The organism is Pseudomonas furukawaii, from assembly GCF_002355475.1.
Taxonomy (GTDB): Bacteria; Pseudomonadota; Gammaproteobacteria; order Pseudomonadales; family Pseudomonadaceae; genus Metapseudomonas; species Metapseudomonas furukawaii.
This window is the reverse complement of sequence record NZ_AP014862.1, coordinates 5,615,990-5,630,047: the sequence shown is the minus strand read 5'-3', so window position 1 is coordinate 5,630,047 and position 14,058 is coordinate 5,615,990. Positions and strand designations below refer to the sequence as shown.

Sequence of the window (14,058 nt, the reverse complement as noted above, 5' to 3'; positions counted from 1 at the left end):
CCATGGAGAACAACCAGCCGATCATCGTCAAGCGCGTCAAGCGCTACGCCGCTGGCCATCATGGCGGCGCCTGGAAGATCGCCTTTGCCGACTTCGCCACGGCGATGATGGCGTTCTTCCTGGTGCTCTGGCTGATGTCCTCGGCCACGCCGGAACAGAAGAAGGCCATTTCCGGCTACTTCAAGGACCCCATCGGGTTCAGCGAAAGTGCCAGCCCCTACGTCATCGACCTGGGGGGCACGCCCACGCCCGCGCCCGACCGCACGCTCAACCCGGAACTGAAGGACGCCCCGGACGCCCAGGATTCGGCCATCGACAGCGCGCCGCTGGATGCCAGCCAGGTGGAGACCCTCGCCGAGAAGATCGAGAAGGAGCGGCTGGAGTTGTTGCTGCAGGAACTGCAGAACAAGGTCGAGGAGAATCCCGAGCTGCGCAAGTTCAAGGACCAGATCCTCTTCGAGATCACCCAGGACGGCCTGCGCATCCAGATCATGGACGCGGCCAACCGCCCCATGTTCGACCTGGGCAGCGCACGCCTGCAGCCCTACTTCGAGGACATCCTGCTGATCCTCGCCGAAACCATCAGGTCGGTGCCGAACAAGATCAGTATCAGCGGCCACACCGACGCCAAGCCCTTCGCCGGAGATGGCGAGTTCGGCAACTGGGAGCTCTCGGCCAGTCGCGCCAACGCGGCGCGGCGCACCCTGGTGGCTGGCGGCTACCCGGACGAGCAGGTGGCGCGGGTGGTGGGATACGCCTCCTCGGCGCTGTTCGATCGCCAGGATCCCTTCAACCCGGTCAACCGTCGCATCGACATCACGGTCCTGACCAAGAAGGCCCAGCGCGCCATCGAGGGCGAGTCCGAACCGCCTGCGGACTCGCCGCCGGCTCCCGAGACGCCGGCCAGCGAAGGCGCTACCCAGGCGCCCGCGGAGTCGACGGGCGAGCCCCCGCAGCCCGGGGAGTTGCGGGAAAGGCTGAACATCTTCGAGGAAGGCGTCCTGAAGATGGACCAGCCGACGGGGCAGTGATCCCTGAAATGAGAAGGCCACGGATTCCGTGGCCTTTTCATTTCGTTCGGCGGATCAGTACTCGTCCCCGGGCAGGCTGGCGAGGATGTGCCGGTAGCTGGCCATGCGCTGGGGATGCACGCGGCCGTCATCCAGCGCCTTGAGCAGGGCGCAGCCGGGCTCGCGGTCATGCTTGCAATCACGGAAGCGGCAGGTGCCGAGCAGGTCGTGGAACTCGATGAAGCCGGCTTCCACGTCTTCGCGGCTGACATGGCCCAGGCCGAACTCGCGGATGCCGGGGGAGTCGATCAGCTCGCCGCCACCGGGGAAGTGGAACAGGCGCGCGGTAGTGGTGGTGTGCGTACCCTTGCCGGTGAGCTCGGAGAGGGCGCCGACCCGCGTGTCCACGCCCGGCAGGAGGCTGTTCACCAGGGACGACTTGCCTACCCCGGACTGGCCGACGAACACGCTGATATGGCCGTCGAGCCGGGCCTTCAGCTCGTCCATGCCGCCTCCCTGGCGAGCGGACACTTCCAGCAACGGGTAATCCAGCTGGCGGTACATGCCCAGCAGGTCGTCGAGCATGGCGCTGTTCTCGTCGTCCACCAGGTCGGCCTTGTTCAGCAGCAGCAGCGGGCGGATGCCGGCGTGCTCGGCGGCCACCAGGTAGCGGTCGATGAGGTTGGCGTGGGGGTGGGGCAGGGGAGCGAAGACGATGACGATCTGGTCGACGTTGGCCGCCACCGGCTTGAGGATGCCGCGCATGTCCGGCCGGCACAGCTCCGACCGACGCGGCAGCTGGGCCACGATCACGCCCGTGCCCTGGTTGCCGGTGCGCCAGACCACCCGATCGCCGGTGACCAGCGATGGCAGGTTGGCCCGCAGGTGGCAGCGCGTGATCTGGCCGGCCTGATCGCCGTCCAGGGCTTCCACTTCCACCTGCACGCCGAAGTGGGCGATCACCAGGCCCGTCTGCTCGGGGCCGAGGTCGCCGCCTTCCAGCTCCTCGAGGGCGCGGGACTCTCGCTTGGCCGCGCGGGCGGCGCGCTCTTCCTGGATCTTCTCGATGCGCCAGCTCTGCCGGCGGGTCAACTGGCGTTTGGCCATGATGGTTCCGCTTGGAAAAAACGGCGCGAGTTTAGCACGCGGCCCGCAGCGGCAGGCTCTAAGCTAGAATGCGCGCCCCGCCCTGGAGACCGACTATGCAGAATGCACAGAACCTGATCTGGATCGACCTGGAAATGACCGGCCTGGATCCCGACTCGGACGTGATCATCGAAATGGCCACCATCGTCACCGACAGCGACCTCAATGTCCTGGCCGAGGGGCCGGTGATCGCCATCCACCAGAGCGACGAGATCCTCGCCGGCATGGACGAGTGGAACACCCGCCAGCATGGCCAGAGCGGGCTGACCCAGCGGGTGCGCGAGAGTCGTATCGACACCGCCGAGGCCGAGGCGCAGACCCTGGCCTTCCTGGAGCAGTGGGTGCCCAAGGGCAAGTCGCCCATCTGCGGCAACAGCATCTGCCAGGACCGCCGCTTCCTCTACCGCCGGATGCCGAAGCTGGAGGCCTATTTCCACTACCGCAACCTGGATGTCTCCACCGTCAAGGAGTTGGCCGCGCGCTGGGCGCCCACCGTGCGCGATGGGGTCAGGAAGAGCAGCAGCCACCTGGCCATGGATGACATTCGCGACTCCATCGCCGAGCTGAAGCACTACCGCGAGCACTTCTTCAAGCTGTGATGCCGTCTCCCGCCCTGGCCTGATGACGGGCCAGGGCCCAGGCCACGTGCTCGCGCACCAGTGCCGAGGGATGTTCGCGGCGCAGGTGCAGGGCCTCCAGTACAGGAATGCTGCTGGGGGCGTTCCCCAGGCCCACCGCCAGGTTGCGCAGCCAGCGTTCGTAGCCGGCGCGGCGCAGGGGCGAACCTTCGGTGCGGCTGAGAAACTCCTCTTCGCTCCAGCGGAACAGTTCCGCCAGCTCCGCGTTGTCCAGGCCATGGCGCGGCTGGAAGTCGCCTTCTCCCGACGGCCTGGCGAAGCGGTTCCAGGGACAGACCATCTGGCAGTCGTCGCAGCCGAACACCCGGTTGCCGATCTGCGGGCGCAGCGCTTCCGGGATGCTGCCCTTGTATTCGATGGTCAGGTAGGAGATGCAACGCCGTGCGTCCAGCTGGTAAGGGCCGGTGAAGGCCGCGGTGGGGCAGATGTCCAGGCAGGCCGTGCAGCGCCCGCAGTGCTCGCTGCCGTGGGGTTCGTCCACCGGCAGCGGCGCGTCGATGAAGAGTTCGCCGAGGAAAAAGTAGCTGCCTGCCTTGCGGTTGAGCACCAGGGTGTTCTTGCCGATCCAGCCCAGCCCCGCCTGTTCGGCGATGGCCTTCTCCAGCACCGGCGCGCTGTCGACGAAGGCGCGGTAGCTGAAGGGGCCGATGGCCTTCTCGATGCGCTCCGCCAGGTGCTGGAGGCGTTTGCGGATCAGCTTGTGGTAATCCCGACCCAGGGCATAGCGGGACACGTAAGCTTTTTCCGGCTGGGTCAGGACCTGGGCCATGCGGGTGTCGCCAGGCAGGTAGTCCATGCGCAGGGAGATCACCCGCAGCGTGCCGGGCACCAGTTCGTCCGGGTGGGAACGCTTGCTGCCATGGGCCGCCATGTAGTCCATTTCGCCCTGGAAGCCGGCGTCCAGCCAGCGCTGCAGGTGGGCCTCGTGTTCGCCCAGGTCGACGCCGCTGATGCCCACCTGCTGGAAGCCGAGTTCGCGCCCCCATTCCTTGATGGCGCGGGCGAGGTCGGCGAGATCGTGCGTGGAAAGGGTCATGCTGGGGCGGGAAACCGGTGGCGAGGTGGATATAATTCTGCCAGACCTCGCAGCCGTAACCGAATCCGATGCATCTCTCCCGCGACGACCTGCCCCTGTTCCTCCATTCCGCCGCCCAGGTGCGCGACCTCGATGCCCGGCTGATCGCCGCCGGCACGCCGGGGTTCGAGCTGATGCGGCGGGCCGCCCATGCCACCTGGCGCGCCCTGCGGCGACGCTGGCCCGACGTCGGGTGCCTCACGGTGTTGGCCGGGCGTGGCAACAATGCGGGAGATGGCTACCTGGTGGCAGCCCTGGCCCAGCGCGCGGGTTGGCGGGTGAGGGTGCTGGCGCTGAGTGCGCCCGACGCCCTGACGGGCGACGCCGCCCTGGCCCGGGACGAGGCGCTGGCTGCCGGCGTGCGTCCGCAGCCCTGGAGTGAGTGCGCTCCCCTCGAAGGGGTAGTGCTGGACGCGTTGCTGGGCACCGGCCTGGCCGGCGCCGTGCGCGAGCCCTATGCCCAGGCCATCCGCCTGCTCAACGCCAGCCCCCTTCCGGTGCTGGCCGTGGATATTCCCTCGGGCCTCTGCGCCGACACCGGCCGGGTGCTGGGCGTGGCGGTGCGGGCAGACCTGACGGTGACCTTCATCGGCCTCAAGCTGGGCCTGTTCACAGCGGACGCGCCGGACCAGGTGGGCGAGCTGGTGTTCGATGACCTCCAGGCCGATCCCGCACTGGTGGCGGCGACGCCCCGGGTAGCGGATCGCCTGTCCCTCGGCAATCTGCCGCGTCTGGCGCCGCGCCTGCGCACTGCCCACAAAGGCCAGCTCGGCCACCTGCTGGTGGTCGGTGGTGACCTCGGGCTGGGTGGCGCGAGCCTGCTGTCGGCGGAAAGCGCCCTGCGCGCCGGTGCTGGCCTGGTGTCGCTGGCCACCCGCCCCGATCACGTGCCAGCCGCCCTGGCGCGTCGCCCGGAAGTCATGTGCGCGGGGGTGCGCTCGGCCAATCAATTGCTGGCGTTGGCCCGGCAAGCTGACGTGCTGGTGGTGGGGCCCGGGCTGGGGCAGGGCGCCTGGGGGCGCAGCCTGATCAGCGCCGTGTCGGGGCTTTCGGCGCCTCAGGTCTGGGACGCCGACGCTCTGAACCTGCTGGCGGCCGACCAGGCGGAATTGCCTGTCGGCAGCGTGATCACGCCTCATCCTGGCGAGGCGGCGAGGCTGCTGGGCGTGTCCACCGCCGAGGTCCAGGCCGATCGGCCTCGTGCGGCCCGGGAACTGGCTCAACGGTTTCAGGCCGTGGTCCTGCTCAAGGGAGCTGGAAGCCTGGTGGCGGCCCCTGATGGCCGGATGGCGCTCTGCGATCGTGGCCACCCGGTGATGGCCGGGGCCGGGCTGGGGGATGTCCTGGCCGGACTCATCGGCGCCTTGCTGGCGCAGGGGTTGGATCCCTACGGCGCCGCCTGCCTGGCCGTCTGGCTCCATGCTCGCGCCGGGGAAGTGCTGGCTCCCGGTGGGCGGGGGCTGGCGGCCAGTGACCTGTTACCGACCATTCGTCAGTTGCTCGAGGAGATTGCACCGTGCCTGAAGTGATCCTGCATGCCGAGGGTGAGGAGGCCATGCTGGCCCTTGGCGCCCGTCTGGCCGCCTTGACCGGAGGGCGTGGCGTTCTGTACCTCCATGGGGACCTCGGGGCGGGCAAGACCACGCTGTCCCGCGGCATTCTGCGGGGGCTGGGCCATGCGGGTGCGGTGAAAAGTCCCACCTTCACCCTGGTGGAGCCCTATGAAATCGGCGAGCTAAGGGCATTCCATTTCGATCTATACCGGCTCGCCGACCCGGAAGAACTGGAATTCATGGGCATCCGCGACTATTTCGAAGGCGATGCCCTGTGCCTGATCGAGTGGCCCCAGAGAGGCGCCGGCATTTTGCCAAAGGCCGACCTGGACATTAACATTACGCCGCATGCGGGCGGCCGTTCGCTGTGCTTCTCGCCCCACACCGAGCGAGGCGAAGCATGGTGTGCCGCCCTGGCCTTGGGAGCATGAAAACAAAGATGGGGTGGGGTATGCGCTCGCGCGCGCTGTTTGCCGGGATTGGGGTTCTGCTTGCGGCGTTGGCCGCTGATGTCCTGGCTGCCTCGGAGGTTCGCGGAGTGCGGCTCTGGCGCGCGCCGGATAACACGCGCCTGGTCTTCGACCTGTCCGGGCCGGTACAGCATTCCGTATTCACCTTGACGGCGCCCAACCGCATCGTCATCGACATCAATGGCGCCAAGCTGGCGACGAGGCTCGAGCAGCTTTCCACCAGCAATACGCCGATCACTGCGGTTCGCTCCGCCCAGCGCACGCCGAACGACCTGCGGGTGGTGATCGACCTCTCGAGCACTGTCACGCCCAAGAGCTTCTCTCTCGCGCCGAACCAGCAGTACGGCAACCGCCTGGTGGTGGACCTGTTCGACCAGGAGGCCGCCGCCAATGAGGCCAGTGCGCCCCAGGTCGCCACGGCCCCGAGCACGCCACAGGCCCCGGTCACGCCGACCCGGCCGGCTCCCAGCAAGTTGCCCCCGGTGCCGGGAGGCAAGCGCGACATCGTCATCGCCATCGATGCCGGCCACGGTGGTGAGGACCCGGGAGCCCTCGGTCCCAAGGGGCAGCATGAAAAGAGCGTGACCCTGGCCATCGCCAAGGAGCTGCAGCGCCAGATCAACCAGGAAAAAGGCTTCCGCGGGGAACTGGTAAGGACGGGCGACTATTTCATTCCATTGCGCAAGCGCACCGAGATTGCGCGGAAGAAGGGCGCCGACCTGTTCGTTTCCATCCATGCGGATGCCGCGCCCAGCCGCAGCGCGTTCGGGGCCTCGGTGTTCGCCCTGTCGGACCGTGGCGCCACCTCGGAGACCGCCCGCTGGCTGGCGGATAACGAGAACCGCTCCGACCTGATCGGCGGGGTGGGCAGCGTCAGCCTGGACGACAAGGACCGCATGCTGGCGGGCGTCCTGCTCGACCTGTCCATGACCGCGACCCTGTCCTCCAGCCTCAATGTCGGCCAGAAAGTGCTGTCCAACGTCGGCCAGGTGACGTCTCTGCACAAGCGGCGGGTGGAACAGGCTGGTTTCATGGTGCTGAAATCCCCGGATATCCCGTCGATCCTCGTGGAAACAGGCTTCATCTCCAACCACAACGAATCGCAGAAGTTGACCAGCGCCAGCCACCAGCAGGCCCTGGCGCGCTCCATCAAGACCGGTGTGAAGCAGTTCTTCCAGCAGAATCCTCCGCCGGGCACCTACATCGCGATGCTGCGTGACCAGGGCAAGATCGCCATCGGGCCGCGCGAGCATGTAGTCACCTCTGGCGAGAGCCTGGCGCTTATCGCCCAGCGTTACGAGGTCAGCACCGCCTCCTTGCGTTCGGCCAATTCGTTGTCCAGCGACACCATCAAGGTGGGCCAGGTCCTGAAGGTCCCCGCCGCGACCCTGGCAGCGCAGCCATGAGTGACCTGCCCCGCATCCAGCTGCTGAGTCCGCGGCTGGCGAACCAGATTGCCGCCGGCGAGGTGGTGGAGCGCCCGGCTTCGGTCATCAAGGAACTGTTGGAGAACAGCCTGGATGCGGGCGCCAGGCGCATCGACGTCGAGGTGGAGCAAGGGGGGATCAAGCTTCTGCGGGTGCGTGACGACGGTGGCGGGATCCCGGCCGACGACCTGCCCCTGGCGCTGGCCCGGCATGCCACCAGCAAGATTCGCGACCTGGAGGATCTGGAGCGGGTCATGAGCCTGGGCTTTCGCGGCGAGGCGCTGGCTTCCATCAGCTCCGTGGCGCGGCTGACCATGACTTCCCGCACCGCCGACGCCGAGCAAGCCTGGCAGGTGGAGACCGAGGGGCGCGACATGGAGGCACGGGTGCAACCCGCCGCCCATCCCGTGGGCACCTCGGTGGAGGTGCGCGACCTGTTCTTCAATACCCCGGCGCGGCGCAAGTTCCTGCGGGCCGAGAAGACCGAGTTCGACCACTTGCAGGAGGTCATCAAGCGCCTGGCGCTGGCCCGCTTCGATGTGGCCTTCCACTTGCGCCACAATGGCAAGGCCATCCTGGCCCTGCACGAAGCTCGCGATGCCATCTCCCGTGCCCGCCGCGTGGCCAGCGTCTGCGGCCCGGCGTTCCTCGAGCAGGCGCTGCCCATCGAGGTGGAGCGTAGCGGGCTGCACCTGTGGGGCTGGGTCGGACTCCCCACCTTCTCGCGCAGCCAGGCGGACCTGCAGTACTTCTATGTGAACGGTCGAATGGTGCGCGACAAGCTGGTGGCCCACGCGGTACGCCAGGCTTATCGAGATGTGCTGTACAACGGCCGTCATCCGACGTTCGTGCTGTTCTTCGAAGTGGATCCGGCGGTGGTGGATGTCAACGTGCATCCCACCAAGCATGAGGTGCGCTTCCGCGACAGCCGCATGGTCCATGACTTTCTCTACGGCACCCTGCACCGTGCCCTGGGCGAGGTGCGGCCGGAAGACCAGTTGTCGGCACCGGCCGCCACCGACGCCGTGGTGCGTCCCACTGGCCAGGCCGCCGGCGAGTTCGGCCCCCAGGGCGAGATGAGCCTGGCGGCCAATGTTCTGGAACCGCCGGCTGCACCAGCCTGGCGTCCCCCGGTTGGCAGTGGTTACCAGGCTCCACGCCCCCAGCCTGCGGTGCCGCTGGCGGAGGCGCAGGGCGCTTACCGGGAGTTCTTCGCGCCCTTGCCGGCGGCCTCCACCTCCGCCCCGCTGCCCGATAGCCAGGGGGATGTGCCGCCGCTGGGCTACGCCCTCGCTCAGCTCAAGGGTGTCTACATCCTTGCGGAGAACGCCCAGGGCCTGGTCCTGGTGGACATGCATGCCGCCCACGAACGCATCACCTACGAGCGCCTGAAGGTGGCCATGGCCAGCGAGGGGCTGAAAGGTCAGCCTTTACTGGTGCCCGAGTCCATCGCGGTGGCTCAGCGCGAGGCCGACTGTGCCGAGGAGCACGTCGAGTGGTTCCGGCGTCTGGGGTTCGAGCTGCAGCGCCTTGGGCCCGAAACCCTGGCGATTCGCCAGATTCCGGCCCTGTTGAAGCAGGCTGAGGCCGCCCAGTTGGTGCGTGACGTGCTGGCCGATCTCCTCGAGTACGGCACCAGTGACCGTATCCAGGCACACCTGAACGAATTGCTCGGCACCATGGCCTGCCACGGGGCCGTGCGAGCCAATCGGCGCCTGACCCTGCCCGAGATGAATGCCTTGCTGCGGGATATGGAGCAGACCGAGCGCAGCGGTCAATGCAACCACGGTCGTCCCACCTGGACTCAACTGGGCATGGACGATCTGGACAAGTTGTTCCTGCGGGGGCGATAACGGTGCGCGGCGGGGTAGGCGTCCAGCACGCGCTCCCGCTGACTTGCTGCTGGTCCTGAATCCCGTTTCCTTGAGTAGCCCATGTCCCGACTTCCTCCCGCCATCTTCCTCATGGGCCCGACTGCCGCCGGCAAGACCGACCTGGCATTGGATCTGGCGCGTACCCTGCCCTGCGAACTGATCAGCGTCGACTCCGCGCTGATCTACCGGGGAATGGACATCGGCACGGCGAAGCCAGATCGGGCGACGCTGGCCGAGTTTCCCCACAGGTTGATCGATATTCGTGATCCGGCGGAGAGTTACTCGGCGGCGGAGTTTCGTGCCGATGCCCTGGCCGCGATGGCCGAGATCACCGCCAGGGGGCGCATTCCGCTGCTGGTGGGGGGCACCATGCTGTACTACAAGGCCCTGCTCGAAGGTCTGGCGGACATGCCCAGCGCGGATCCCGAGGTTCGAGCCGAGCTGGAAGCTCGCGCGGCACGGGACGGCTGGGAGGCACTGCATCGCGAGTTGGCGGCGCTGGACCCCGAATCCGCAGCCCGCATCCATCCCAATGACCCCCAGAGGCTGACCCGGGCGCTTGAGGTCTACAAAGTCAGCGGCCTCACCATGACCGAGCACCGGCAGCGCCAGGCAGCGCAAAATCTGGCCGGAAACGCGCAAGGTAAGGCACATTTGCCTTACAATGTCGCCCATCTGGCGATCGCCCCGGCGCAGCGGCAGGTATTGCACGAGAGAATTGCGAAGCGATTTCAACTGATGCTGGAACAGGGCTTCATCGACGAGGTCGAAGCGCTGCACGGCAGAAGTGACTTGCACGCGGGGCTGCCGTCTATTAGATCGGTCGGATATCGTCAGGCTTGGGACTACCTGGAGGGTGATCTCAGCCGTTCCGAAATGGAGGAGCGGGGTATCATTGCCACCCGCCAGTTGGCCAAGCGACAGTTCACCTGGCTTCGTAGTTGGGCTGACCTCCACTGGCTGGACAGCCTGGCTTGCGACAATCTGCCGCGTACCTTGAAATACCTGAAGTCGGTCTCCATATTGAACTGAGACCTTGCCGGTTACCGTCTATCCTTGGGGGTAGGGCGGAGATACCAGTCAGATTTCCTGAATCTTGAAAACTAAAACGATTGATCCCTAAAGGAGTGCGGCACATGTCAAAAGGGCATTCGCTACAAGACCCTTACCTCAATACCCTGCGTAAGGAACGCGTACCGGTTTCCATCTATCTGGTGAACGGCATCAAGCTGCAGGGCCAGATCGAGTCCTTCGACCAGTTCGTGATTCTGCTGAAGAACACTGTCAGCCAGATGGTCTACAAACACGCCATTTCCACTGTGGTACCGAGTCGTCCGGTACGTCTGCCCAGCGCTTCCGAGCAGGAGCAGCCTGAGCCGGGTAACGCCTGATAGGAGACTGCTTTGTTTTTCGAACGCCCTGGTGGTGGTGAGCGGGCCATTCTGGTTCATCTGGACGGCCAAGATCCCGAGGCGCGCGAAGACCCGCAGGAATTCCTGGAACTTGCTCGTTCGGCCGGTGCGGACACGGTGGCTTTCATTTCCGTTCCCCGTCACCAGCCAACGGCCAAGTACCTGATCGGCAGCGGCAAGGTCGATGAGTTGCATGACCTGGTGAAGGCTGAAGAGGCCGAACTGGTCATCTTCAATCACACCCTCACACCCAGCCAGGAGCGCAACCTCGAGCGCGCCTTCGAGTGCCGGGTGCTCGACCGTACCGGTCTGATTCTCGACATCTTCGCCCAGCGTGCCCGAACCCATGAAGGCAAGCTGCAGGTAGAGCTCGCCCAGCTGGAACACATGAGCACGCGTCTGGTTCGCGGCTGGACTCACCTTGAGCGCCAGAAGGGCGGTATCGGCCTTCGTGGCCCGGGTGAAACCCAGCTGGAAACCGACCGTCGCCTGTTGCGTGTGCGCATCCGGCAGATCAAGCAGCGCCTGGAGAAGGTTCGCAGCCAGCGTGAACAGGCCCGTCGCGGGCGCAAGCGCGCAGATATTCCGTCGGTTTCGCTGGTGGGCTACACCAACGCCGGCAAGTCGACGCTGTTCAACTCGCTGACCACCTCCGAGGTGTATGCGGCGGACCAGTTGTTCGCCACCCTCGATCCGACCTTGCGCCGGCTCGAACTGGATGACCTGGGGCCGATCGTCCTGGCCGATACCGTGGGCTTCATTCGCCACCTGCCGCACAAACTGGTGGAAGCCTTCCGGGCTACCCTTGAAGAGTCGGCCAACGCTGACCTGCTGCTCCACGTCATCGACGCCCATGAACCAGAACGCATGGCGCAGATCGAGCAGGTGCTCGCGGTGCTTGGTGAAATCGGGGCGGAAGGCCTGCCTATGCTGGAGGTCTACAACAAGGTCGACCTGCTGGCGAACGTCGAACCACACATCCAGCGTGATGCCGATGGCAAGCCCGAGCGGGTCTGGCTGTCGGCCAAGGAAGGTGTGGGGCTCGATCTGCTGGAGCAGGCGGTTGCCGAGTTGCTGGGCGAGGATCTCTTTGTGGGAACCTTGCGCCTGCCGCAGCGTTTCGGTCGCTTGCGGGCGCAGTTCTTCGCACTGGGCGCGGTTCAGACCGAAGAACATGACGAAGCCGGGGATATCCTGCTGGCGGTGCGACTGCCGCGCGTGGAGTTGAATCGGTTGGTCAGTCGTGAGGGTTGGCAGCCAAGCGAGTTCCTTGAGCAACACACTTTGCAATAAAGCCCGTAGAGGTGGTTTTGCGGCGGGCTGCGGGCTTGGGTAGCATGGGCGGGCGCGCCGTGGGCGCGTCTTTGCTTTATCAGTATGGAGAGCGCTATGGCTTGGAACGAGCCGGGTGGCAACTCGAACAACCAGGACCCCTGGGGTGGACGCCGTGGCGGTGACCGCAAGGGTCCGCCGGACCTGGACGAGGCCTTCCGCAAGCTGCAGGACAGCCTGAATGGACTGTTTGGCAGCGGCAAGAAACGTGGCGGTGATGATGGCGGTGGTCGGTCGGGCGGCGGTTTCGGCCTGCTCGGCATCGGTCTCGCGCTGCTCGCCGCTGTCTGGCTGTACAGCGCCGTCTATGTGGTGGACGAGCAGGAGCAGGCCGTGGTGCTGCGCTTCGGCAAGTACTACGAGACCGTCGGCCCCGGCCTGAACATCTATTTCCCGCCGATCGATCGCAAGTTCCAGGAGAACGTCACCCGCGAGCGTGCCTACAGCAAGCAGGGGCAGATGCTCACCGAGGACGAGAACATCGTCGAGGTGCCGCTCACCGTCCAGTACAAGATCACCAATCTCCAGGACTTCGTACTGAACGTCGATCAGCCTGAAGTCAGCCTGCAGCATGCCACTGAAAGCGCGTTGCGCCACGTGGTGGGCTCCACCGAGATGGACCAGGTGCTGACCGAGGGACGTGAGTTGATGGCCAGCGAGATCAAGGAGCGCCTGCAGCGTTTCCTCGATACCTATCGCACCGGCATCACCGTCACCCAGGTCAACGTGCAGAGCGCGGCGGCGCCCCGCGAAGTGCAGGAAGCCTTCGACGATGTGATCCGTGCCCGCGAAGACGAGCAACGCGCCAAGAACCAGGCCGAAGCCTACGCCAACGCCGTGGTACCCGAGGCCCGTGGTCAGGCCCAGCGCATCATCGAGGATGCCAACGGTTATCGCGATGAAGTGATTGCCCGTGCCGAAGGTGAGGCCGATCGCTTCAGCAAGCTGCTGACCGAGTATCGCAAGGCGCCTGAAGTCACCCGCCAGCGTCTCTACCTGGAAACCATGCAGGATGTCCTGGCCAACACCAGCAAGGTCCTGGTGTCCGGCAAGGATGGCCAGAGCAACCTGCTCTACCTGCCGCTGGACAAGATGATCGACAGCCGTGGTGGCAGTGCCGCCCCGGTGGCGCCGGCCGGATCGGCTGCCGCAAGCGGTAGCGACCTCGGCTCGCGCATCTCCAATGACTTGCAGCAGCGCAATCTGCGTTCGAGGGAGAGTCGCTGATGAGCAATAAATCGCTGTTTGCCCTGATCGGCGGCGTGGTGGTGGCCCTGCTCCTGTGGAGCAGCCTCTACATCGTGTCGCAAACCGAAAGGGCGGTCCTGCTGCAGTTCGGTCGAATCGTCGAGTCGGACGTGAAGCCCGGCCTGCACTTCAAGATTCCGTACGTCAACCAGGTGCGCAAGTTCGACGCTCGCCTGCTGACCCTGGATTCTCCGACCCAGCGCTTCCTGACCCTGGAGAAGAAAGCGGTGATGGTGGATGCCTATGCCAAATGGCGCGTGGCTGACGCTGAGCGTTTCTACACCGCCACCTCCGGCATGAAGCAAATCGCCGATGAGCGCCTGTCGCGCCGTCTCGAAGCCGGCCTGCGCGACCAGTTCGGCAAGCGCACCTTGCATGAGGTGGTGTCCGGCGAGCGTGACGCGCTGATGGCCGACATCACCGGCGCCCTCAACCGTATGGCCAACAAGGAGTTGGGCATCGAGGTGGTGGACGTCCGGGTCAAGGCCATCGACCTGCCGAAGGAAGTGAACCGCAGTGTGTTCGAGCGGATGAGCACCGAGCGTGAGCGCGAGGCCCGCGAGCACCGTGCCAAGGGTGCCGAGTTGGCCGAGGGTATTCGCGCTGACGCTGACCGCCAGCGCCGGGTACTGCTGGCCGAGGCCTACCGTGAGGCTGAAGAGACTCGCGGTGAGGGCGATGCGCAGGCGGCTGCCATCTATGCCAAGGCTTATGGTCAGGACGAGGAGTTCTACGCCTTCCACCGTAGCCTCCAGGCCTATCGCGAGAGCTTTGCCAACAAGAGCGACGTGATGGTGCTGGACCCCAATAGCGATTTCTTCCGCTATCTGGACAAGGCTGCGCGCTGATCGACAGTGCCCCGGCGGACGCTTG

General features: G+C 65.8%; 13 protein-coding genes. 11 read left to right on the top strand and 2 right to left on the bottom strand.

The annotated features are described in order from the left end of the window. Nucleotides 1-2 precede the first annotated feature (2 nt). A complete protein-coding gene (gene motB, locus KF707C_RS26160; RefSeq protein ID WP_003453035.1) occupies nucleotides 3-1,031 on the top strand; it encodes a flagellar motor protein MotB in 1,029 nt (342 codons plus the stop codon). A 54-nt stretch (nucleotides 1,032-1,085) separates the two neighbouring features. On the opposite strand, the gene rsgA is transcribed toward motB, so the two are convergent. After that, nucleotides 1,086-2,117, bottom strand: coding sequence for a small ribosomal subunit biogenesis GTPase RsgA (gene rsgA, locus KF707C_RS26155; protein WP_003453033.1), 1,032 nt, complete (start codon nucleotides 2,115-2,117; stop codon nucleotides 1,086-1,088). 95 nt (nucleotides 2,118-2,212) lie between these two features. On the opposite strand from rsgA, the gene orn reads away from it, so the two are divergent. Next, the gene (orn, locus tag KF707C_RS26150) at nucleotides 2,213-2,755 is read left to right on the top strand and encodes an oligoribonuclease (protein WP_003453031.1); all 543 of its coding nucleotides are present in this window, start codon (nucleotides 2,213-2,215) and stop codon (nucleotides 2,753-2,755) included. Here the strand turns inward: orn and queG are convergent. Next, the gene (gene queG, locus KF707C_RS26145; protein ID WP_003453029.1) at nucleotides 2,745-3,830 is read right to left on the bottom strand and encodes a tRNA epoxyqueuosine(34) reductase QueG; all 1,086 of its coding nucleotides are present in this window, start codon (nucleotides 3,828-3,830) and stop codon (nucleotides 2,745-2,747) included. The genes orn and queG overlap by 11 nt on opposite strands. 68 nt (nucleotides 3,831-3,898) lie before the next feature. Here queG and KF707C_RS26140 point away from each other — a divergent pair, with 68 nt between their 5' ends. The 9 genes from KF707C_RS26140 to hflC all read left to right on the top strand — a co-directional run bounded on the left by KF707C_RS26140 (nucleotide 3,899) and on the right by hflC (nucleotide 14,033). Beyond that, nucleotides 3,899-5,398 carry a bifunctional ADP-dependent NAD(P)H-hydrate dehydratase/NAD(P)H-hydrate epimerase gene (locus tag KF707C_RS26140; protein ID WP_003453026.1) on the top strand — a complete coding sequence of 500 codons (1,500 nt, stop codon included), beginning with the start codon at nucleotides 3,899-3,901 and terminating at the stop codon, nucleotides 5,396-5,398. Continuing rightward, nucleotides 5,386-5,853 (top strand): tRNA (adenosine(37)-N6)-threonylcarbamoyltransferase complex ATPase subunit type 1 TsaE, encoded by a 468-nt coding sequence (gene tsaE / locus KF707C_RS26135; RefSeq protein WP_003453024.1) that lies wholly within the window; start codon nucleotides 5,386-5,388, stop codon nucleotides 5,851-5,853. The genes KF707C_RS26140 and tsaE overlap by 13 nt, the downstream gene beginning before the upstream one ends. Nucleotides 5,854-5,861: 8 nt before the next feature. Next, nucleotides 5,862-7,298: an N-acetylmuramoyl-L-alanine amidase gene (locus KF707C_RS26130; protein ID WP_085986666.1), complete on the top strand. Its 1,437-nt coding sequence runs from the start codon at nucleotides 5,862-5,864 to the stop codon at nucleotides 7,296-7,298. Further along, on the top strand, nucleotides 7,295-9,172 hold the full coding sequence (gene mutL / locus KF707C_RS26125) for a DNA mismatch repair endonuclease MutL (protein ID WP_003453019.1): 1,878 nt from the start codon (nucleotides 7,295-7,297) through the stop codon (nucleotides 9,170-9,172). The genes KF707C_RS26130 and mutL overlap by 4 nt, the downstream gene beginning before the upstream one ends. Nucleotides 9,173-9,253: 81 nt before the next feature. After that, nucleotides 9,254-10,225, top strand: coding sequence for a tRNA (adenosine(37)-N6)-dimethylallyltransferase MiaA (gene miaA / locus KF707C_RS26120; RefSeq protein ID WP_003453017.1), 972 nt, complete (start codon nucleotides 9,254-9,256; stop codon nucleotides 10,223-10,225). A gap of 104 nt (nucleotides 10,226-10,329) precedes the next feature. Continuing rightward, complete coding sequence (hfq, locus tag KF707C_RS26115) at nucleotides 10,330-10,584, top strand: RNA chaperone Hfq (RefSeq protein WP_003453015.1); 255 nt, start codon at nucleotides 10,330-10,332, stop codon at nucleotides 10,582-10,584. A 12-nt stretch (nucleotides 10,585-10,596) separates the two neighbouring features. Continuing rightward, complete coding sequence (gene hflX / locus KF707C_RS26110; RefSeq protein ID WP_003453013.1) at nucleotides 10,597-11,898, top strand: ribosome rescue GTPase HflX; 1,302 nt, start codon at nucleotides 10,597-10,599, stop codon at nucleotides 11,896-11,898. A gap of 96 nt (nucleotides 11,899-11,994) precedes the next feature. After that, complete coding sequence (gene hflK, locus KF707C_RS26105) at nucleotides 11,995-13,164, top strand: FtsH protease activity modulator HflK (RefSeq protein WP_003453011.1); 1,170 nt, start codon at nucleotides 11,995-11,997, stop codon at nucleotides 13,162-13,164. After that, the gene (gene hflC, locus KF707C_RS26100) at nucleotides 13,164-14,033 is read left to right on the top strand and encodes a protease modulator HflC (RefSeq protein WP_003453009.1); all 870 of its coding nucleotides are present in this window, start codon (nucleotides 13,164-13,166) and stop codon (nucleotides 14,031-14,033) included. The genes hflK and hflC overlap by 1 nt, the downstream gene beginning before the upstream one ends. Nucleotides 14,034-14,058 lie beyond the last annotated feature (25 nt).